Origin of the sequence: Agrobacterium salinitolerans (assembly GCF_002008225.1) — a bacterium.
Taxonomy (GTDB): domain Bacteria; phylum Pseudomonadota; class Alphaproteobacteria; order Rhizobiales; family Rhizobiaceae; genus Agrobacterium; species Agrobacterium salinitolerans.
Map to the genome: position 1 here is coordinate 817,830 of NZ_MRDH01000006.1, position 19,716 is coordinate 837,545.

The window sequence follows — 19,716 nt, forward strand, 5'->3', positions numbered from 1 at the left end:
TCAAAGCAGGATGACTAGACATGCACGGCCAAGCAAAAACCGACCGACAACTTGATGAACGACTGAATTTTCTGGGGCTTGGCCACGGTGAGCGGCAAAATCTTTCAGACATGAAGGGCGTCATTACCGGCTCCCTCGATGCGTCCCTCGATCGCTTTTACGCCAAGGCCCGCTCGGTGCCGGAGACGGCGAAGTTCTTCACTAGCGAGGCCCATATCCAGCACGCCAAGGGCATGCAGCTCAAGCACTGGGAGAGGATAGCCTCCGGTACATTCAATGCGGATTATACCGATGCCGTGACCGCCATCGGCCGCACCCATGCAAGACTGGGGCTGGAGCCGAGGTGGTATATCGGTGGCTACGCGCTGATGCTGGATGGCATCGTCAAGGCCGTGATCGAGTCCGAATTGAAGGGCCTTTTCATGGAGAAGAAGGCCAAAAAGGTGAAGGACGCCTTGTCGGCCACCATCAAGGCCGCCCTTCTCGACATGGATTATTCGATCTCCGTCTATCTCGACGTGCTGGCCGCCGAGCGGCAGAAGGTGGAAGCCGAACAGGCGCAGATGAAGAGGGAGCAGGATCACGTTCTCGAACTGCTCAACAATGCCCTCAACAAGCTGGCAAACGGCGACCTCACTTCCAGCATCGGCGAAAAGACCGCACCGCAGTTCGAGGGGCTGATCGCCAACTTCAACGCCGCGGTCGGCAATCTCTCCGGCGCCTTTGCGCAGATCGTCGAGGAAGCAAACAAGATTTCCAGCAATACCCGTGAACTGACTTCCGCGACCGACGACATGGCCCGCCGCACGGAGCAGCAGGCCGCCGCCCTTGAGGAAACCGCCGCTGCCGTCGAGGAAATCACCACCATTTCCAAATTGTCGGCGCAGCGTTCCGAAGAGGCCAAGGCCATCGTTGAAAGCTCGGCCGTTGAAGCCGCGCGCTCGCGCGATGTGGTGACGGAAGCGGTGAAGGCGATGGGCGCCATCGAGGAATCGTCGCAAAAGATCACCCAGATCATTTCCGTCATCGACGAGATTTCGTTCCAGACCAATCTTCTGGCGCTGAATGCCGGCGTGGAGGCTGCACGCGCCGGTGAGGCCGGCAAGGGCTTCGCCGTTGTCGCCCAGGAGGTGCGCGAACTCGCACAACGCTCCGCCAACGCCGCCAAGGAAATCAAGACGCTGATCGCCAAATCTTCCGACGATGTGATGCAGGGCGTTTCGCTGGTCAACAAGACGGGCGAATCCTTGAATACGATCGGCAACAAGGTCGATCATATTCAGGAACATATCGTCTCGCTGACAAAGGCGGCGCAGGAGCAGTCCGTCGGCATTCAGGAAATCAACGCCGCCATCAACAGCATGGACAACCTGACCCAGAAGAATGCGGCCATGGTGGAAGAGACGAATGCGGCGACGCATAATCTGAGCGATGTCAGCGCCAATCTGGCGGCGCTTGTCAGCCGGTTCAGCGTTTCTGCAACGCGGGCGCATGTGGAGCGGACGTATCGGGCTGCTTGAGACATGACCGGAGTGATCTTTACTCCGTCACCCCGGAGCTGATCCGGGGGCCAGCGTGATCAAGTCCTTGATCGCCAGAGACTCTTTCACGGCACAGAAGCGCCGTGGCTGGATGCCGGATCTAGCCCGGCATGACGGAGGTACATGTCGCGAAAGGCGGCAAATCCCCTGCCCGGCCAAACCGGTTCAGGCGTTGCCGCCCTTCAGCAACCGCGACTTCTGCCGGTTCCAGTCGCGTTCCTTCTCGGTCTCGCGCTTGTCGTGCAGCTTCTTGCCCTTGGCGAGCGCCAGTTCCAGCTTGGCGCGACCCTTGTCGTTGAAATAGACCTTCAACGGTACCAGCGTCATGCCTTCACGGTTGATGCCGGCGCGCAGGCGGTTGATCTCACGCTTGTTCAAGAGCAGCTTGCGGCGGCGGCGTGGCTCGTGGTTGAAGCGGTTGGCCTGCAGATATTCCGGCAGGTGGGAATTGATGAGCCAGATTTCATCGCCCTCGTCCGAAGCGTAGGATTCGGCGATATTCGCCTTGCCTTCGCGCAGCGACTTGACCTCGGTGCCGGTCAGCACGAGCCCTGCCTCATAGGTATCGATGATTTCGTAGTTGAAACGGGCCTTGCGGTTTTCCGCAACGATCTTGTTCACCACGCGCTGGCTGCCTTTGGGGGCCATGATATTTCAATCCCTTATTTTTCTTATTGCGCCTTCGGCTTACCGCCGAGAGCGGTTTTCGAACCTCTATTTAATGTTGTCGTCGCGAAAAGAAAAGGCGCGCCGAACGGCTTCTGTCGCGAAGCGGTTCATGGCGCGCCTTAAACGCTTTCGGGCCTGCCTCAGTTCATCAGGCCGGCGTGCTTCAGCGCCGCATCGATGGCCGCTTCCGTTGCCGGTTCCAGCGTGCTCATCAAGGGCGAGCGGACCCGGCGATTGCCGCCGCGCGTCTTCGACAGCGCATATTTGGTGCCGCAGACGCCGGGCTCCATGAAGATCGCCTTGTGCAGCGGCATCAGGCGATCCTGATATTCCAGCGCCTTGGCATAATCGCCGGCGAGCATTGCCGCCTGGAATTCCGAACAGAGGCGCGGCGCGACATTGGCGGAGACCGAAATGCAACCAACGCCGCCATGGGCGTTGAAGCCGAGCGCCGTGCCATCCTCGCCCGAAAGCTGGATGAAGTCCTTGCCGCAGGAAATGCGCTGCTCGGAAACGCGGTCGATCTTGCCGGTCGCGTCCTTGACGCCAATGATGTTCTTATGCGCCTTGACCAGCGCACCCATGGTTTCCGGCGACATGTCGACCACCGAGCGCGGCGGGATATTGTAGATGACGATCGGCAGTTTCACCGCTTCGGCGACAGCGGAAAAATGCGCGAACAGGCCCTTCTGCGTCGGCTTGTTATAATAGGGTGTGACCACCAGCAGCGCATCCGCACCGGCCTCCTGCGCATGCAGCGCAAGCTCGATCGCTTCATCGGTATTGTTGGAGCCTGCGCCCGCAATGACCGGAACCCGTTTCGCCGCCACCTCGATGCACAGCTCGACGACCCGTTTGTGTTCGTCGTGGGAGAGGGTTGGAGATTCCCCTGTCGTGCCCACGGGCACAAGTCCGCTGCTGCCTTCGGCGATCTGCCATTCCACATGGGCGGCAAATGCCTGTTCGTCCACGGCGCCATTGTCCGTGAACGGGGTAATGAGGGCGGGAATTGATCCCTTGAACATGCAAAGCTCCTGGCGCCGAGCCGGTTCATGCTTCGGCCGCATTCGATGGTTAAAACCGGCACACATTAGAGCCAGCCCTTGACGCCGACAAGCGCAAAGGCACCGTATTTTGTCCGAAATTGTCGGAAGTGTGACAGTCTCCGGACCATGACCGGCAAGTGCAAAAAGCCGGCGCCGAAAAGAGACATCGCTCGCGGGCCGGTGAATAAAAGTTGATTGAATCGCGGGGCGGTTATTAAGATTTCATTAAGGCTGAAATCTCAAGATTCCGGTGTGGGACATCAGACCGTTTTCGGCAATCCTGCTGCAATGAAGCGATATTACAGGAAAATCGGCAACTCCTTTACACAATGAAGAACGGCATGAAAAAGACAGTCTGGGGATTGATGGCGGCGGGTCTTGCCGCAACCGTTTGGAACGCACTGGCCGGGCCGCTGCCGGAAGGTGCGGTGCCGCTTCCCTATGTCAAGCCGAATGCGCCTGCTGTTCCGGCCTTCATGCCGGCCTCGCCCGAGATCACCGGCGCCATACCGCGCCTTACCCGCCCCGATGATACCAGCCAGCTGAAGGCCGGCCTCGACGCGCTGTCCAGCCGCGATGCGGCCAGGGCAATCGCGCTGCGCAACACCATGCCGAGCGGCAGCCTCGACCGGCATATTCTCTCCTGGGCAATTGCCGTCTCCGGCCAGAAGGACGTGCCATCAGCCGAGATTGCCACTGCCCAGCGCGAACTGGCCGGCTGGCCCGGTGCCGCCACCCTGCGGGCCAATTCCGAAAAGGCGCTTTACCGGGAAGATCCGCCGGCCGCGCAGGTGCTTTCAGCCTTCGGCAGCAGCCGGCCGGAAACCGCGGAAGGAACCGTCGTGCTTGCCAAGGCGCTCGCCTCCTCCGGTAAAACAGACGAATCGCAGCGCTTCATTCGCCAGCTCTGGGTCAGCGAAGGCATGGACAAGGACATGGAAGACCGTGTGCTTGCCGAGTTTCCCACCTATCTGACGCCGGCCGATCACAAGGCGCGTATGGATTATCTGATGTATCGCAGCCGCATCGGCCAGGCGAAACGTTTCGGCGATCTCGGCAAGGCGCAGTCGCTTTATAATGCCTGGGCGGCGGTGCTACAGCGATCCGCCAATGCCACGGCGTTGCTGGGCAAGGTCGACGCCTCCTGGCGCAACGATCCGACCTATCTCTTCGCGCGCATCGAGAACCTGCGCAACCAGCAGAAATATCCGGAAGCCGCCGTGCTTCTGCGGCAGGCGCCGAAGGAAACGGCCAGGCTCGTCAACCCCGGCGAATGGTGGAACGAACGCCGTATCGTCGCCCGCGGCCTTGCCGATCTGGGTGATTTTGCCGAAGCCTATCGCATCGTCGCCAATCATTCGGCCACTTCAGCCGTCGATATTGCCGATGCAGAATTCCATGCCGGCTGGTATGCGCTGAGGGCGCTGCGCGATCCGGCGGCAGCCTCTCGCCATTTCAATACGTTGTTGCAGACGTCGAACCGGCCGCTTTCGGCCTCGCGCGCCTATTATTGGCTCGGACGGGCGGCGGAAGCGGGCGGACCGGGGAATGCCCGTGACTATTTCGAAAAAGCCGCCGCGCATCCCGGCACGTTTTACGGCCAGCTCGCCGCCGCGCGGATAGGTACGAAGACACTGAACGTCACCTATCCAAGCCCCAGCAGCGGCGACCGCGAACGTTTCGCCGGCCGCGAAGCCGTGCGCGCCATCGACCGGCTGGAAGCGGCCGGGTATGGCTGGCGGGCCGACAGCCTTTACCGGTCGCTCGCCGAACAGCTCGACAGCCCCGGCGAACTTGCCATTCTTGCAGCACGGGCCGAGGGCAACGGCAACCATCAGGTTTCGCTACAGATCGGCAAGACGGCGTTCAGCCGCGGCATCGATGCGGCCGCACTCGCCTATCCGCTCGGCGTCATTCCCGCCAGCGCCAATATTGCCGGCTCCGGCAAGGCGCTTGCCTATGCCATCGCCCGGCAGGAAAGCGCCTTCAACCCGGCCGCCGTCTCCGCCGCCAATGCACGCGGCCTCTTGCAACTGCTGCCCGGAACAGCCAAAGGCGTGGCCGGACGGCATGGCCTGCCCTACATCCAGGCGCGACTGACCACCGACGCGGGTTATAACGCTACGCTCGGCGCGCATTATCTCGGCGAGCAGATCGACAGTTTCGGCGGCTCCTATATCCTCACCTTCATCGCCTATAATGCCGGGCCCAAGCGCGTGCCGGAATGGATCGCCCGCTATGGCGACCCGCGCGGCAAGCCAATCGACGAGGTGATTGACTGGATCGAGCGCATCCCCTTCCCCGAAACCCGCAATTACGTGCAGCGGGTGATGGAGAATTATCAGGTCTACAAGACGAGGCTCGGGCAACAGGCCGATATCGTTGACGACCTGCGCCATGGGCGGGCGGGATAGAAACCCGGCACATCGGTTGATCGCTGTCAAACTATCGAAGCACCGGCAGGCCCGGTGCTTTTTTGTTTAATGGACTGACCGCACTCAAACAAAAAACCCCGGCATTTCTGCCGGGGTTTCCATCACTGACAATGTCAGATCAGATTAGAACGAACGCTGAAGGCGAACGAAACCGGTCCAGCTGTCGCCAGCGCCGTTAACACCATCGGTGCCGTCGACGTCCTGGTAGTTGACAGCAACCTTGGCATCCAGACCCTGAGTGATCTTGTAGTCAACCGTTACACCAGCGCGCCATGCATCGCGGTCGCCAGTGAAGTCGTTGTCAGGAGCGATGTCGATCGTGCCGAGGTACTGAGCAGCAGGGGTGATGGTCAGCTTATCGGTTGCCTTGATTGCGTATTCAGCAGCAACTGCCCATTCGGATTCTTCGTAGTAGTAGTTTGCGCCAGAAGCCCAAACGCCGGAGAGGCCGAACGTGCCGGGACCGATGTCAGCATACACGATAGCGCGGATTGCACCGTTTTCCTGGTCGGTGTCGTAAGAGCCGAGCAGGTTGGCAGTGACTGCACCGAACTTGGCGCCGATGATACCGCTTACGCCAACGTTGTTCGGGCCTTCGAACGAACCGCCCTTTACGATGTCGCCGGAGATGTTGGAGCCGCCACGGCTAGCATCCAGTTCTTCAACGCTGATACCTGCGTAGAACGAACCAGCGTCATAGGTGTAACGCAGAGCGTTGCCGCGGGTCGTGTTCGAAGACAGGATATCGGTTTCGCCGGAGAGATCGTCATCCCACCAGGTGTACATGTAACCGACCTTCAGGCCGCCGAGTTCGATGAAAGCCTGGTCGACGTTGACGCCACGGTCGCTGTCGTTGTCAGCCTGACCGCGCAGACCGATGTAGCCACGCAGAGCGCCGAGCTCGGTGTCGGTGCGGGTGTCGATGTTGAACTGGGCGCGCGTGAACGAGTTCCAGTCAGACGTACCGGACTGATTGCGGCCGAAGTCGGTCTGGAAACGGATGTAACCGTCGAACTTCAGGCAGGTTTCGGTGCCGGGGATGTAGAAGAAGCCGGTGCCGAAAGCGTCGCAAACGCGAACGTATTCGAGGGGCTCGGGCTCGGCAGCGACGATAGCGTCGGCAGCGTGAGCGCCGGATACTGCTGCGAGAGCGGCAGCGGAGCCGATGAGAAGGCTCTTGATGTTCATGGTTGACCTCCAGTCAAACGCTTAATCTTCTAAGCAGCAGGTGGGAAGCACTTCAGAAATGCGTGCCGCTTATGAAGATGATTAGAGCCAAAACCGGTCGCACAGGCAATCGCAATCGTGACAGAAGGAAGACAGTAAGGTGTCCTTAGTTTTTCATTGTTGCGAAATAGCTACAATTCTAACCGACAGGAACCCATTCGTTAAAAAATCATTAATAACTTATGCTTTTCAGTTACTTAACAAGAGTCTCGAAAAATCCGCCGCGAGAAAACCCACGAGATCACCTGAATCTTGACACGATCAGGCCACCGGAAATTGTTCAAAAGACGATTGCAATGTGCAGAGGACCCTACTTCTGCAAGAAAAAACTGACCGAAAAGAAAAAGCCCACAGGTTCGGATTCCTAAAACGACTCAAGGCTCCCGGTACCGGACGAATCGATGGGCATGCATAGCGATCTGTTCCGAGGACAAAGCTGCGGAAAATCGGAACGCCGCCACGATCTCGCCACCCGCCGCGATGTCCGCCCTATCACGATACCATTCAAACAAAAAAGCCCGGCTCAAGAGCCGGGCTTTCCATCACTGACAATGTCAGATCAGATTAGAACGTGCGCTGAAGGCGAACGAAACCAACCCAGCTGTCGCCAGCGCCGGTGTCAACACCTTCGGTGCCGTCGACGTCCTGGTAGTTAACCGAAACGAGCGTGGAGAGGCCGTCGGTGATTTTGTAGCCAACAGCTACACCAGCGCGCCATGCATCGCGATCGCCAACCCAGTCGTTATCGAAGCCGAGGTCGATCGTGTTGAAGTACTGGAAGCCGGGGGTGATGGTCAGCTTGTCAGTTGCCTTGATGGCGTATTCAGCAGCAACCGCCCACTCGGACTCTTCGTAGTAGCGGTTTGCGCCAGAAGCCCAAACGCCGGAGAGGCCAAGCGTGCCCGGACCGATGTCAGCCGTGACGATAGCGCGGATTGCGCCTTCTTCAGCGTCGGTGTCGTAGCCACCGAGCAGGTTAGCGTTTACGCCGCCGAACTTCGCGCCAACGATGGCGGATACGCCAACGTTGTTGGAGCGTTCAAAGAAACCGCCCTTTACGAAGTCGTCAGAGATGTTGGAACCGCCGCGAGCAGCTTCGAGTTCTTCAACTGCAACGCCCACGTAGAACGAGCCAGCGTCGTACGTGTAACGGATAGCGTTCAGACGGGTCTGGTTAGAGCTGAGAACATCAACTTCGCCGGAGAGACCGTCATCCCACCAGTTGTAGTAGTAACCGACCTTCAGACCGCCGAGTTCGATGAAAGCCTGGTCAACAACAACGCCGCGGTTGCTGTCGTTGTCGGCCTGGCCGCGGAAGCCGATGTAGCCACGCAGAGCGCCGAGCTCGGTGTCGGTGCGGGTGTCGATGTTGAACTGAGCGCGGGTGAACGAATCCCAGTCAGACGTGCCGGACTTGTTACGGCCGAAGTCGGTCTGGAAACGGATGTAACCGTCGAACTTCAGGCAGGTTTCGGTGCCGGGGATGTAGAAGAAGCCGGTGCCGAATGCGTCGCAAACGCGAACGTATTCCATGGGCTCAGGCTCAGCAGCGACGATAGCGTCAGCGNTGCGTCGCAAACGCGAACGTATTCCATGGGCTCAGGCTCAGCAGCGACGATAGCGTCAGCGGCCTGTGCGCCGGATACTGCTGCGAGAGCCGCAGCGGAGCCGATGAGAAGGCTCTTGATGTTCATGGTTGACCTCCAGTCAAAGTTTTTAAGTGGGTCTGGGTACTTTCGCTGAAGGACAGCATTCCCTGCCCCATTCCCGTGTTCTTAGAAGCCAAACGATCCACCGCCTCGCTTCTGGTGGTGAAAATACAAAAGGTTTCGCCGCATGCAATCGCCAACATCCGATAAATAGCATTTACGTATATGCTTCATTTCGATTTGTTGCGGAAACAACACACCATGCGCAGCCACCCCGCAGGCGGGTTTACCATGCGTTAAGAAATTGCTTGAAAATCCGTTAGTTAGTGAGATTAACAAGATATTTACAAACTGCCGGCTTTTTCGGAGAAACCTTGCCTCGTCGGGCAAGAAAGGTGGAAACCGTCGCATCCTTACACCCCTGCATCTGACACACCCTCACAGCGCGCGTGGAGAGACTAGGGAAAAGCCAAGCCGTTTGACACCGATTCCCCACGCAACGATTCGAGGGACCAACGTCGTATCGATCGCGTCTATTCGCTCGGGATATCTGATGTGATGAGGAGGCGTCGCATTCGACAATTGGCTTTTATGATCGGCAGCAGCCGATTTGTTGCGCGCGCCAATTCGAAACGGACGGAAGAACAGGTGACAAGCGGCGACAGTCGCCAAAGCGCTCCGGTTGCAGTCTTGAAGTGAAGGATCGGGCGGGCTGGAATTTCCGGTCTTGCGCCGAAATGGCGGAGAGGATGGGATTCGAACCCACGATACGCTTTTGACGTATACTCCCTTAGCAGGGGAGCGCCTTCGACCACTCGGCCACCTCTCCGGTGCGGCCTGATTATTGCGTAAAAAAAATGATTGCAAGGCTTTTTCGCCAAGAAGCACAAAAACCTGTTGGCTGAACATCCTCCTGCGAAACTTTGCGGGCCTTTCGGGAACTTCTTGCACGCCGGCACGTTCTGGCTTCGGTAACAAAAGAGGTGTTCTAATGGCTCAGACCAAACTGAATGTTGTCGAAGACACGATCGAAAACCAGATTGCGGAGCTGCGTTCGCAGATCGCATCCCTCTCCAAATCCGTCTCGGCCCGCGCGGAAGGCGTGGGCGAAGATGCATCCGAATTTCTGGATGAGGCGCGCGGGCGCGTTCGCAAGGCGGCCCACAATGTGCGCGCCCAGGGCCAGCATGTCGTCGAAGCGGTCAAGGAGAACCCCGGCACGGCAACCTCCCTGCTGACGATCGTTGGCGCACTCGGTTTTGCAATCGGTTATGCGGTCGGCACAAGCACGCAGCAGAATTCGTCGAACGGAAGCCTTTATCGCTGGCGCTGATGGCCGCACGGGCTTAAAATTCAGGCAAGGCGGGTCAATCCCGCCTTGCCTTTTCGTATTGATTTGAAATGGGATGAATGGGGGCGAATATGCGGTTCAGCGACGATCTTGAAACGGCTTTGTCGGATTTTGCGAGGGATCACGGCATCGACAGGGATGAAGCCATCCAGCGCATCGTTCGCGCCGCCCTTATCAATGGCGGTTATCTCGCCTCCGGCGAAGAAGGCATTCCGCCGGAAAAGCTGAACGCCAGCAACGACGACTGAATCAATATCCCGACCGCGATGGCGCAGGTGCTGCCCCGCCCTTGTAACGGGCCGATAGCGCACGCAGGGTGCTGGCGAATTCCGTAACATCGGCGCCGACGGCCACGAAGGAAGCGCCGAGTTCGAGATAGCGGCGATTGTAGGTTTCGTTGAAGGTGAGAATGCCGGCGGCCTTGCCCGCCTTGACGATCTTGACAATGGCTGCCTCTATCACCGTCTGCACTTCCGGCTCGTCTATCCTGCCGAGATAACCCATATCCGCCGCCAGATCCGCCGGGCCGATGAAGACGCCGTCCACGCCTTCCACCGCAAGAATATTGTCGAGATCGTCGATCGCCGCACGCGTTTCGGCCTGCACCAGCAGGCAGACGCCGTCCGAGGCGCTGTCGGCGTAGTCGGTTATCGTGTTAAAGGCGGAAGCGCGGGCGACGGCAGCCCCCATGCCGCGAATGCCGCGCGGCGGATAATGCATGGCACTGACCAGATCTTTCGCCTGATCGGCCGAATCGACCATAGGCACGAGAAGCGTGCGCGCACCCGCGTCCAGAAGCTGCTTTATCATCCAGCTTTCGCCGACCGGCACGCGCACCACCGGCTCGGCGGGCGATGTGGCAAGCGCGCGAAGCTGATCGATGATGCTGCGCAGATCGTTCGGCCCGTGTTCTCCGTCAATCACCAGCCAGTCAAAACCCGCAGTGCCGGCGATTTCCGCCGTGATGGCCTCGCCCATATCGAGCCAGAGGCCAATCTGCGGCTTGCCGGCATGGATGGCGGTTTTGAAACGGTTTTCGGGAGCGGGCATGATGTCCTCAGGAAAGCAGTAATTTCAGATCGGCGGAAGCATCCGCCAGGATGGCGCGATCCGGCTCCGCGCCGGTATCGAGCAGTTTCTTGCCCGCGACATAGGCCTTGGCGTCGTTGACGGCATCCACCGCCACGAATCGGCCATCGCGGAAATACCAGACGGACCAGCTGCCCTCGCGCGCGCCTTGCCTCAGCATCGTCTCGTCGTAACCAAGATTGAAGCCGGCGATCTGCAGTTTGGCGTCATATTGATCCGACCAGAACCATGGCTTGGGATCATAGGCGGTTGCAGCCCCGGTGAGCACGGCAGCGGCCGCCTCAGCCTGATCGACTGCGTTCTGTACCGATTCGAGACGCACATGCTGACCGCGCCAAGGCAGCAGCGCGCAATCGCCCACCGCATGAATGGCGCTGTCGGAGGTGCGGGTATGGTCGTCCACCACGATGCCATTGCCGACGTCGAGGCCCGATTCGCGAGCGAGGCGATCATTCGGTGTTACGCCGATGCCGACAATCACAAAGTCCACATCCAGCGTCGAGCCGTCGGACAGTTCGGCGGCGGCCACCCGGCCATCCATGCCGACAAGGCGCACAAGACCGGTCTTTTCGCGAATGGAAACGCCGTGGGCCTGATGGATGCCGCGCATGATATCGGCGGTTTCCTTCGCCGCCACACGCTGGAGAATGCGGTCGGCCATTTCGATCAAGGTCACTTCGAGGCCGAGCTTGCGGGCGACGGCCGCTGCTTCGAGGCCGATATAACCGCCGCCGATCACCAGCAGCCTGCGGCCCGGCTTCATCTCCTCCATCAGACGGTCGGCATCGCGCTTGTCGCGAACGGTCAGGACGCCTTCCAGATCGCCGCCAATGCTGGCGGGCAGCAGCCGGGGAGCCGCCCCGGTCGCCAGCACCAGCCGGTCATAGGAAAGCGTGCCGCCGTCCTGCATGCGCAGGGTTTTGGCTGAGCGGTCTATCTCCTCGACCAAGGTGGAAAGCCGCATATCGACATTGTTCTCCGCGTACCATTCCTCCGGCCGGAACATCAGCCGGTCGAAGCTCATCTCGCCGAGGAGGTATTTTTTGGAGAGCGGCGGCCGCTGGTAGGGATAGGCGTCTTCGGAACCGATGATGGTGATGGGGCGCTCATCCTTCAGCGCCCGAAGCTTCGACGCCAGCGCGAAAGCGGCCTGCCCCGCCCCGACGATTACAAGCCTTTCCGTCACAGTCCACTCCCAGAAGAATCACGAAGCGCCGGTCCTGTCGGGCCTCGTGAAGCGATATTGCAAGGCTCAGGCGTAACGCCAAGTACGGCCCCAGTCAACACCAGCCCCGTGCAAGCGTGACGCAGTATCAGCACAGACTGCAACCGGATGAGACCGAACGCATTTCCATAGTGGAAACATCGGCTTCCGATGGGAAGACTGGTTGAGATCGATACAGACAACAGACAATTGCTTGCATTTCCTTCATGCCCTGGCAAGGAAGCGGCGTTAAAATCGGCATCAAAAGAGGCAATCCGGGAGGTTGTCATGGCTTTGCATATGGATCCCCGTCAGAACGTCCCCCAAGACGAGATGTACGAGAAATTTCAGATCGACCGGCCCGGCAAGATCACCTTCATCGGGCATCATCTCAGCGCCAAGGACACCATGCGCTGCCTGGTGCGGACCATTTCCCTTTACGGCGCGGAACTGGATGTCAGTCCCGACCTGGAAATGCCGGCCAATTTCTATCTGGAAATTCTCGGTATCCGCGATGAGATCGGCTGTACGCTGATCCGCCGCGAAGAGGAAAAAGTGACGATCGGCTTCAATATGCTGATCGATGCGGAGTTCCTGCACCATGTGCGACGCCTGAGCTTCGAGACCAACGCGTGACCCCGGCACGATAGGCCGATGGCTTTTCCGTCCCCTCACCGGGACGTAAAATTCTGTTCCAAAACAGTCATGCCGCAACCGGCTGCGCCTTGCGTCCGGTTTTTTTGGACCTATTGTGAGCCGGGTTTTAAACACAGATACCGGAAACTCTGAAGCCAATGTCCGCTTTTTCACGCCTTACCCCCCTCGCCGTCTCGCTACCCTCCACCGTTCCCTTCGTTGGCCCGGAGGCCATCGAGCGGAACCGCGGCTTGAAGGTTGAAGCGCGTATCGGCGCAAACGAAAGCGGCTTCGGCCCTGCCCCTTCCGTGCTTGTGGCCATGCGCGATGCGGCAGCGGAGACATGGATGTACAGCGATCCGGAAAATTTCGAGCTGAAGGAAGCGCTCGCCATCCACCATGGCGTCTCGCGCGGCAATATTGCCATCGGCGGCGGCGTCGATGGGCTGCTGGGAGAAATCGCCAGGCTGATCGTCGAGCCGGGCACGCCTGTCGTCACCTCTTTCGGCGGTTACCCCACCTTCAATTACCATGTGAACGGTTTTGGCGGGAAACTCATAACCACGCCCTATGTCGACGATCACGAAGATCTTGACGGGCTGCTCGATCTCGTCATCCGGGAAAATGCGCCACTCGTTTATTTCGCCAACCCTGATAATCCGATGGGAAGCTGGTGGGAAGCGAGCGAAGTCGTCGCCTTCGCCCGCGCATTGCCGGAAACCTGCCTGCTCATTCTGGATGAAGCCTATTGCGAAACCGCGCCGGCCAGCGCCGTGCCGGCCATCGACGCGCTGATCGGCCAGCCGAACATCCTGCGCATGCGCACCTTCTCGAAAGCCTATGGGCTTGCGGGTGCGCGCGTGGGTTACGCCATCGGCACGCTCGGCAATGTCGAAGCCTTCGACAAGATCCGCAACCATTTCGGCATGGCACGCATTTCGATCGCCGGCGCTTTGGCGGCACTGAAAGATCAAGCCTATCTGCATGAAGTCGTTGGTAAAATTTCTGACGCCCGTGAGCGCATTTCGGCAATTGCCCGAGATAACGGCCTATCACCGCTCCCCTCCGCCACCAATTTCGTCACCATCGATTGCCATCGAGACGGGGCTTATGCCCGCGCCATCGTCGATGGGCTGATGGAACGTGGCGTCTTCATCCGCATGCCGGGCGTTGCGCCGCTCAACCGCTGCATTCGCGTGAGCGTGGGGCCGGGTGACAAGCTCGATCTTTTCGAGCAAGCGCTGCCGAAGGTTCTCAAGACGATCGGGTAAGTTCCCAGCCCACCCTCATCCCTGTTCCCCGGAACAGCGATGAGGGTTTCAGGCGAGGCGCGCCTATAATCCAATACTTCCGCATTCCACGCATCGATTCAACAACCTCCCGCAAGCTCCTGCCCGCGAATCATTTTCCGGCAACGGACATCGCCCAACATAAGAAAACCGCGCCGGCCTTGTTCCTGCCGGTCGCGGTTTGATGTGTCAGCGCAAAAGCTTGTTTTCAAAGCCCTCGCCGCGTTCCCCTTCGGGTTTACTTTCCTTTGCGCCGGTCATCGGGACTGGAGGGAACCGGACCGGAAATCTCAATGATGGCGTGGGTCAATCAGTGCATCGTCATCCAGTCGCGGGCAGCGCGCAGCGCTTCGGCCAGTTCCGATTTCGTCATGTTGCGGGCGAGATCGGCGCGCAGCGAAGCGGCTCTTTCCGATCCGCGGATCGCGGCGATGTTGAGCCATTTATGGGCTGCGATCAGGTCCACCTTGCAGCCCCGGCCGGTCGCATAGACCAGGCCGAGATTGCAAAGAGTGTCGGCGCGGGTTTCGCCACCGGCAGCCATTTCGATATCGCGGATTTCAAAGCGTGCCATCGTTTTTATCCCTGTCGTTCAGAGCTTTCCGCTTTTCGTCAAAAAGCGAAGCGCTCTGTCTCTTTGTTTTTTTTCGCATTTCCCGACGCAAAACCGCTTCGCACTTTTGCTGGAATGCTCTCGCCTGTTTCATCATTGCCTTCTTGCCGAGGCTATCGTCCGGACCCGCCGTCTTTTGCGGCCTTTTTTGCCCTTCCGTCCGGCAGGTTTTCCCTGCGCTTTTGATGAGTTCACTATGCCACCGGGCCTTCAACACCCGCTTAAAAGGCATGATTAATGGGCCGCAAACAAACTGCAAACGATTGGTAAAATTGGGTTTTCGTTAAATATCACGAGGTGCGGAAATTAAGGACTTTGCGGCGAATTTTACGAAAAGTTTAGGATTGGATTTAAACCCTTCGTTCACCACGATCCAAACACCGATTTTCTGTTTTCCTCTTTTCTTCGCTTTCAAACGTCGCAAATGCCGTGCAATGGGCGCAAATTTCTGTTTCCTTTTACGTTAACGTCAAATACTATCCGCCTGCCCGTGCGGAGGATGAACGGGCAAAGACCAGCGCGACGTGAACGGAGGAGTTTCCATGAAGCGTGTGATGATGATGACCGCTGCCCTGCTGATGGGCAGCAACCTTGCCTTTGCCGCAGAAGCCATTGAGGGCAACTGGAAGACGGCCAGCGGCGAAACCGCCGTGATCGGCCCCTGCGGCGGCGCTTTCTGCGTGACGCTGAAGACCGGCAAGCATGCCGGAAAACAGATTGGCAAGCTTTCCGGCAAGGGAAACAGCTATTCCGGCGAGATCACCGATCCTGCCAATGACAAGACCTATAGCGGCTCCGGCACCGTTTCCGGCAACTCGCTGAGCATGAAGGGTTGCGTATTGAAGGTTCTGTGCAAATCGCAGACCTGGACGCGGCTGTAATCGACAAGGCGGCGGGTGGGCTTTCTGTCCTGCCGCTTGCGACTCTACGGCTGACGGTGCGGTGCGCCGCCCAAGGACTTCGCCCGAACCTGCGGGCGCAGGCCGCATGGAAGCCATATATCCGTTGATGTATTGTTGCGCCCAACACCAACGAGAGCGACGCATGCGCCCCATCCTTTCGACAATCCTGATCGCAGGCACTTCGCATGTCGGCAAAAGCACCCTTGCGGGCCTGTTGAGCGATAGGCTGCGTTGCGAGGCAACATCGACCGACAGTCTCGCCCGCCATCCGGGAAGGCCATGGCCGCGCGTTCCGGTGCCCGTGGAGGAATATTACTCGCAGCTCTCGGCGGAAACGATCCACTGGTTTCTCAAGATACATCATCAGAACATATGGCCATCGATCCGCACGATGATCGACAGCAGGTCAGGCACCGGCACGCCCGCAATCTTCGAGGGCGCGGCCCTGCGGCCGGAATTGATTTCGCCCCTGCTCGGCGAGGAGGTCGCCGGTGTCTTTCTCCATGCCGGCAATGATTTTCTTCTCGAGAGAATGCGTTCTCACGCCCGCTATCAAGATGCAGCGGCTGAGAAGCGGCGGATCATCGACGCCTTCATCGAGCGTTCGTTGCGGGAAAACACGGACATGCTGGCATCCGCGCAGGAGCACCGTGTGCCGGTTGTCAATGTGACCCAGCCTCGGGCATTCGAGACCCTGCTGACCGATCTTGCGGCGCGTGCGGAAGCCCCTCTGCCCTGATCGAAAAGCGGGTGCTCCAGCGCCACTGTGGCATCAATCCACCATGTCACCACCCGTTAACATCCCTGAACACCATATGAACCGGGACCTCAGGGTCCGTTCAGTCCGAGTGTGGCAAAACTCTGTCCATCAACTCCAATAAAGGGGAATGGGCATGACAAAGCTGATCAGCCGACTGGCAATCTTCGCGTTTCTCATGGCGATCTTCGCCATGTCCTTCGCCTCGCTCGTCGTTAATCCCAACCGCAGTTTCCAGCGGGTGAATGCCGGTGCGGCAATTGCCTGCCAGCACAGCCCGGCGCCCGCCGCCAATTGCCCCGTCGTACTGTAAGAAGGGATCTGATGATGACGACAAGCTTCTCCAACGGCCTGTTTTCCGCCCTGCGGCTGATGCTGATGGCCTCGATCTTTCTCGGCCCGGTGGCCGGACTTGCGGTTTACAAGGCCGATCCCCGCCCGGCCTCGAAGGGCGCCGGATTCGTACTCCTCATGAGCCTGCAGCGCGGCGCGCTCGGCTGAAATTTCTGCCGCCCCACAGTTATTCGAACTGCATTTTCGCGTTTCTTTTCAGCTTCTTCGTATTTCTGTCGCTTGCCTGTCGAAATTGGCCTCTTATAATGGGCCATGACAATAGCAAAACGAACGATTCCGCCCCTCACCTTCATCAGCCCCGAGCCTTTCGCGCCGCAGACATTCACGGATCCGAAAGAAGCCGTGGCGGCTTTGACCGCGCTTTATGAACGCAATACGGCGTTCCTCATCAACTCCTTTACCGAACTCGCCAAGGGTGCGCCGATTACCGGCCGTTACCGCGCCTGCTACCCGCAGGTCAGCCTTGAGACCGCAACCTTCGGCCATGTCGATTCGCGTCTCTCCTACGGCCATGTCACCGCCCCCGGCGTCTATACGACGACGATCACCCGCCCTGAGCTTTTCCGCCACTACCTGAAAGAGCAGCTGGGGCTTCTGATCAAGAACCACGGCGTTCCGGTAACGGTGTCGGAATCGGCCACACCCATTCCGCTGCATTTCGCCTTCGGCGAAGGCGCCTATGTCGAGGCGGCGGCGGCGTCTTCGCTCTCCGACGTGCCGCTGCGCGATCTTTTCGATACGCCCGATCTCAACAATACCGACGATCTCATCGCCAATGGCGAATATGATCAGGTGCCCGGCGAACCGGCGCCGCTTGCGCCCTTTACCGCACAGCGCATCGATTATTCGCTGGCCCGCCTCAGCCACTATACGGCGACGAGCGCCAGCCATTTCCAGAACTTCGTGCTGTTCACCAACTACCAGTTCTATATCGATGAATTCGCCGCCTGGGCGCGGAAATTGATGGCCGACGGCGGTGAAGGTTATACGGAATTCGTGGAGCCGGGCAATATCGTCACGCTTGCCGGTTCCGACAGGCCGACAACCGATATGACACTGGCGCGGCTGCCGCAAATGCCCGCCTATCACCTGAAGAAAAAGGGTCATGCCGGCATTACGCTCGTCAATATCGGCGTCGGCCCTTCCAACGCCAAGACGATCACCGACCACATCGCCGTGCTGCGCCCGCATGCCTGGCTGATGGTCGGCCATTGCGCCGGCCTGCGCAACAGCCAGCGGCTGGGAGACTATGTTCTGGCGCATGCCTATGTGCGCGAAGATCATGTTCTCGACGACGACCTGCCGGTCTGGGTGCCCATCCCGGCTCTCGCCGAAGTGCAACTGGCTCTGGAAGGCGCTGTGGCAGAAGTTACCGGCTACGAGGGCTTCGAGCTGAAGCGCATCATGCGCACCGGTACCGTCGCCACCATCGATAACCGCAACTGGGAGCTTCGCGATCAGGCCGGCCCCGTCAAGCGCCTGTCGCAGTCGCGCGCCATTGCGCTCGACATGGAATCGGCCACCATCGCCGCCAACGGTTTCCGCTTCCGCGTGCCCTACGGCACCCTGCTCTGCGTTTCCGACAAGCCGTTGCATGGCGAACTGAAACTGCCGGGCATGGCGACGGAGTTCTACCGCACGCAGGTCGCCCAGCATCTGCAAATCGGCATTCGCGCCGTGCAGAAGCTTGCGGCCATGCCCACGGAAACGCTGCATTCGCGCAAGCTCAGAAGTTTTTACGAGACGGCGTTCCAGTAAAAACAGCTGTCGCGGAAAGCGTCCTTGGTGTATAATTTCGAAAATCGCTACACCAAGGATTTTTCGATGCGCACCAACATTGAACTCGATGACGCCTTGCTCGCCGAGGCAATGGAAATCACCGGCCTTTCGACAAAAAAGGCGACAGTGGAAAAGGCGTTGCGCGATCTGGTGCGCATTCATCGTCAGATGCGTGCCCTCGACGCGTTGGAGGGCATGGGCTGGGAAGGTGATCTGGACGAGATGCGGACGGATTGGGATGCTGAGACGGACTGGGACGTGAAGAACACCAAATGATCGTAGCAGATAGCTCTGCCTGGATTTCATTTATTCGAAAAGACGCGCCTACCCTCTCCGCCAAGTTTCGCGCCTTAATGGCGCAGGGCGAAATTCTGATCGGCGACATCATTCTTCTTGAGGTGCTTAGAGGCGCGCGTGACGGTCATCATGCGCGCCGACTTGAGCAGATGCTGGGCGAATTTCCCTGCGTCGCGATGATGTCGCCCCAGCTCGCCATCAAGGCCGCCGCCAATTACCGCTTCCTGCGGGAGCGCGGCTATACGATCAGAAAAAGCAACGACCTCATTATCGGTACCTACTGTATCGAGCACGGGCACAAGCTGTTGCAAAATGACCGAGACTTTCAGCCGATGGCCGATCATCTCGGTCTGCGACTGGCGTGAGCCTCAAACCATCTTCACCGTCCCCTCCACGCGGATGGGAAAATTCACCGACCGTGCGATGAAGCATTTGTCATGCGCATCATGGTGCAGCTCATCCGCCCGGGCGGGATCACCCTTCGAGATGGTAATGACCGGTTTCAGCACCACTTCGCTGAACTGCCCGGCACCATCCTTTTCCATGACAAGCGTGCCTTCGGCATTGTCGACATAGTCTTCGACGATGATGCCGTTGACGGAGCAGAAATGCAGGTACCAGAGCTTGTGGCACGCCGAGAGCGAGGCGACGAGCAGGTCTTCCGGGTTCCAGCGGGAGGCGTCGCCGCGGAAGGCGGGGTCGGAGGAGCCGGCGATGTCAGCCTTTCCCGAAGTGGAAATCGTATAGTCGCGCTCATAATCGCGGTAACCCGACGTGCCTTTGCCGCGATTGCCGGTCCATTTCACCTGCACGGCGTAATGATGTTCCTGTTCTGCCATTTTAGTTCTCCCTAAGAGTTTTTCGTCGCCTTTTCCGGA

20 protein-coding genes, 1 tRNA gene and 1 pseudogene are annotated in these 19,716 nt (G+C 59.0%); 13 read left to right on the plus strand and 9 right to left on the minus strand.

What is annotated here, in order from left to right; genetic code table 11:
- Positions 1-20: 20 nt before the first annotated feature.
- Positions 21-1,520 (plus strand): methyl-accepting chemotaxis protein, encoded by a 1,500-nt coding sequence (locus BS627_RS08060; RefSeq protein WP_077982614.1) that lies wholly within the window; start codon positions 21-23, stop codon positions 1,518-1,520.
- A 186-nt stretch (positions 1,521-1,706) separates the two neighbouring features.
- On the opposite strand, the gene smpB is transcribed toward BS627_RS08060, so the two are convergent.
- Together smpB and dapA are read right to left on the minus strand one after the other, a co-directional pair.
- A complete protein-coding gene (gene smpB / locus BS627_RS08065) occupies positions 1,707-2,189 on the minus strand; it encodes an SsrA-binding protein SmpB (protein ID WP_077982615.1) in 483 nt (160 codons plus the stop codon).
- Positions 2,190-2,350: 161 nt separating this feature from the next.
- A complete protein-coding gene (gene dapA, locus BS627_RS08070; RefSeq protein ID WP_077982991.1) occupies positions 2,351-3,235 on the minus strand; it encodes a 4-hydroxy-tetrahydrodipicolinate synthase in 885 nt (294 codons plus the stop codon).
- Between the two features lie 362 nt (positions 3,236-3,597).
- Between dapA and BS627_RS08080 the strand changes: the two genes are divergently transcribed.
- Complete coding sequence (locus BS627_RS08080) at positions 3,598-5,670, plus strand: lytic transglycosylase domain-containing protein (RefSeq protein ID WP_165691173.1); 2,073 nt, start codon at positions 3,598-3,600, stop codon at positions 5,668-5,670.
- 144 nt (positions 5,671-5,814) lie between these two features.
- On the opposite strand, the gene BS627_RS08085 is transcribed toward BS627_RS08080, so the two are convergent.
- The 3 genes and pseudogenes from BS627_RS08085 to BS627_RS08100 all read right to left on the minus strand — a co-directional run bounded on the left by BS627_RS08085 (position 5,815) and on the right by BS627_RS08100 (position 9,396).
- A complete protein-coding gene (locus BS627_RS08085) occupies positions 5,815-6,879 on the minus strand; it encodes a porin (RefSeq protein WP_077982616.1) in 1,065 nt (354 codons plus the stop codon).
- Between the two features lie 603 nt (positions 6,880-7,482).
- A pseudogene (locus BS627_RS08090) lies at positions 7,483-8,612 on the minus strand (porin).
- Between the two features lie 693 nt (positions 8,613-9,305).
- Positions 9,306-9,396: transfer RNA gene (locus tag BS627_RS08100), tRNA-Ser, on the minus strand.
- A 162-nt stretch (positions 9,397-9,558) separates the two neighbouring features.
- On the opposite strand from BS627_RS08100, the gene BS627_RS08105 reads away from it, so the two are divergent.
- On the plus strand, positions 9,559-9,900 hold the full coding sequence (locus BS627_RS08105; protein ID WP_077982618.1) for a hypothetical protein: 342 nt from the start codon (positions 9,559-9,561) through the stop codon (positions 9,898-9,900).
- 89 nt (positions 9,901-9,989) lie between these two features.
- Entirely contained in the window at positions 9,990-10,166 is a 177-nt protein-coding gene (locus tag BS627_RS24510) for a hypothetical protein (RefSeq protein ID WP_162854288.1), read from the plus strand.
- Between the two features lies 1 nt (position 10,167).
- Here BS627_RS24510 and BS627_RS08115 read toward each other — a convergent pair whose 3' ends face one another.
- Together BS627_RS08115 and BS627_RS08120 are read right to left on the minus strand one after the other, a co-directional pair.
- Entirely contained in the window at positions 10,168-10,968 is an 801-nt protein-coding gene (locus BS627_RS08115) for an aldolase/citrate lyase family protein (protein ID WP_077982620.1), read from the minus strand.
- Positions 10,969-10,975: 7 nt separating this feature from the next.
- Positions 10,976-12,193, minus strand: a complete 1,218-nt coding sequence (locus BS627_RS08120; protein WP_077982621.1) for an NAD(P)/FAD-dependent oxidoreductase — start codon at positions 12,191-12,193, stop codon at positions 10,976-10,978.
- A 306-nt stretch (positions 12,194-12,499) separates the two neighbouring features.
- Between BS627_RS08120 and BS627_RS08125 the strand changes: the two genes are divergently transcribed.
- Both BS627_RS08125 and BS627_RS08130 read left to right on the plus strand, forming a co-directional pair.
- The gene (locus BS627_RS08125) at positions 12,500-12,847 is read left to right on the plus strand and encodes a hypothetical protein (RefSeq protein WP_035240153.1); all 348 of its coding nucleotides are present in this window, start codon (positions 12,500-12,502) and stop codon (positions 12,845-12,847) included.
- Between the two features lie 158 nt (positions 12,848-13,005).
- Positions 13,006-14,118, plus strand: a complete 1,113-nt coding sequence (locus BS627_RS08130) for a pyridoxal phosphate-dependent aminotransferase (RefSeq protein ID WP_077982622.1) — start codon at positions 13,006-13,008, stop codon at positions 14,116-14,118.
- 328 nt (positions 14,119-14,446) lie between these two features.
- Here BS627_RS08130 and BS627_RS08135 read toward each other — a convergent pair whose 3' ends face one another.
- Positions 14,447-14,710: an SEL1-like repeat protein gene (locus BS627_RS08135; protein WP_003524109.1), complete on the minus strand. Its 264-nt coding sequence runs from the start codon at positions 14,708-14,710 to the stop codon at positions 14,447-14,449.
- Positions 14,711-15,291: 581 nt separating this feature from the next.
- Between BS627_RS08135 and BS627_RS08145 the strand changes: the two genes are divergently transcribed.
- From BS627_RS08145 to vapC, 7 genes are all read left to right on the plus strand, one after another.
- Positions 15,292-15,630 (plus strand): DUF2147 domain-containing protein, encoded by a 339-nt coding sequence (locus BS627_RS08145; RefSeq protein WP_077982624.1) that lies wholly within the window; start codon positions 15,292-15,294, stop codon positions 15,628-15,630.
- A gap of 163 nt (positions 15,631-15,793) precedes the next feature.
- Complete coding sequence (locus BS627_RS08150; protein ID WP_077982625.1) at positions 15,794-16,390, plus strand: hypothetical protein; 597 nt, start codon at positions 15,794-15,796, stop codon at positions 16,388-16,390.
- A gap of 148 nt (positions 16,391-16,538) precedes the next feature.
- Positions 16,539-16,721, plus strand: coding sequence for a hypothetical protein (locus tag BS627_RS24515; RefSeq protein ID WP_162520419.1), 183 nt, complete (start codon positions 16,539-16,541; stop codon positions 16,719-16,721).
- An 11-nt stretch (positions 16,722-16,732) separates the two neighbouring features.
- Complete coding sequence (locus BS627_RS24520) at positions 16,733-16,909, plus strand: hypothetical protein (protein ID WP_162520402.1); 177 nt, start codon at positions 16,733-16,735, stop codon at positions 16,907-16,909.
- 105 nt (positions 16,910-17,014) lie between these two features.
- Entirely contained in the window at positions 17,015-18,520 is a 1,506-nt protein-coding gene (gene amn / locus BS627_RS08160; RefSeq protein WP_077982626.1) for an AMP nucleosidase, read from the plus strand.
- A 66-nt stretch (positions 18,521-18,586) separates the two neighbouring features.
- Positions 18,587-18,817, plus strand: a complete 231-nt coding sequence (locus BS627_RS08165; RefSeq protein WP_077982994.1) for a type II toxin-antitoxin system VapB family antitoxin — start codon at positions 18,587-18,589, stop codon at positions 18,815-18,817.
- Positions 18,814-19,203: a type II toxin-antitoxin system VapC family toxin gene (vapC, locus tag BS627_RS08170; protein WP_003524104.1), complete on the plus strand. Its 390-nt coding sequence runs from the start codon at positions 18,814-18,816 to the stop codon at positions 19,201-19,203. Before BS627_RS08165 ends, vapC begins: the two co-directional genes overlap by 4 nt.
- A gap of 3 nt (positions 19,204-19,206) precedes the next feature.
- Here the strand turns inward: vapC and BS627_RS08175 are convergent, their stop codons facing one another.
- On the minus strand, positions 19,207-19,677 hold the full coding sequence (locus BS627_RS08175; protein ID WP_077982627.1) for an OsmC family protein: 471 nt from the start codon (positions 19,675-19,677) through the stop codon (positions 19,207-19,209).
- Positions 19,678-19,716 lie beyond the last annotated feature (39 nt).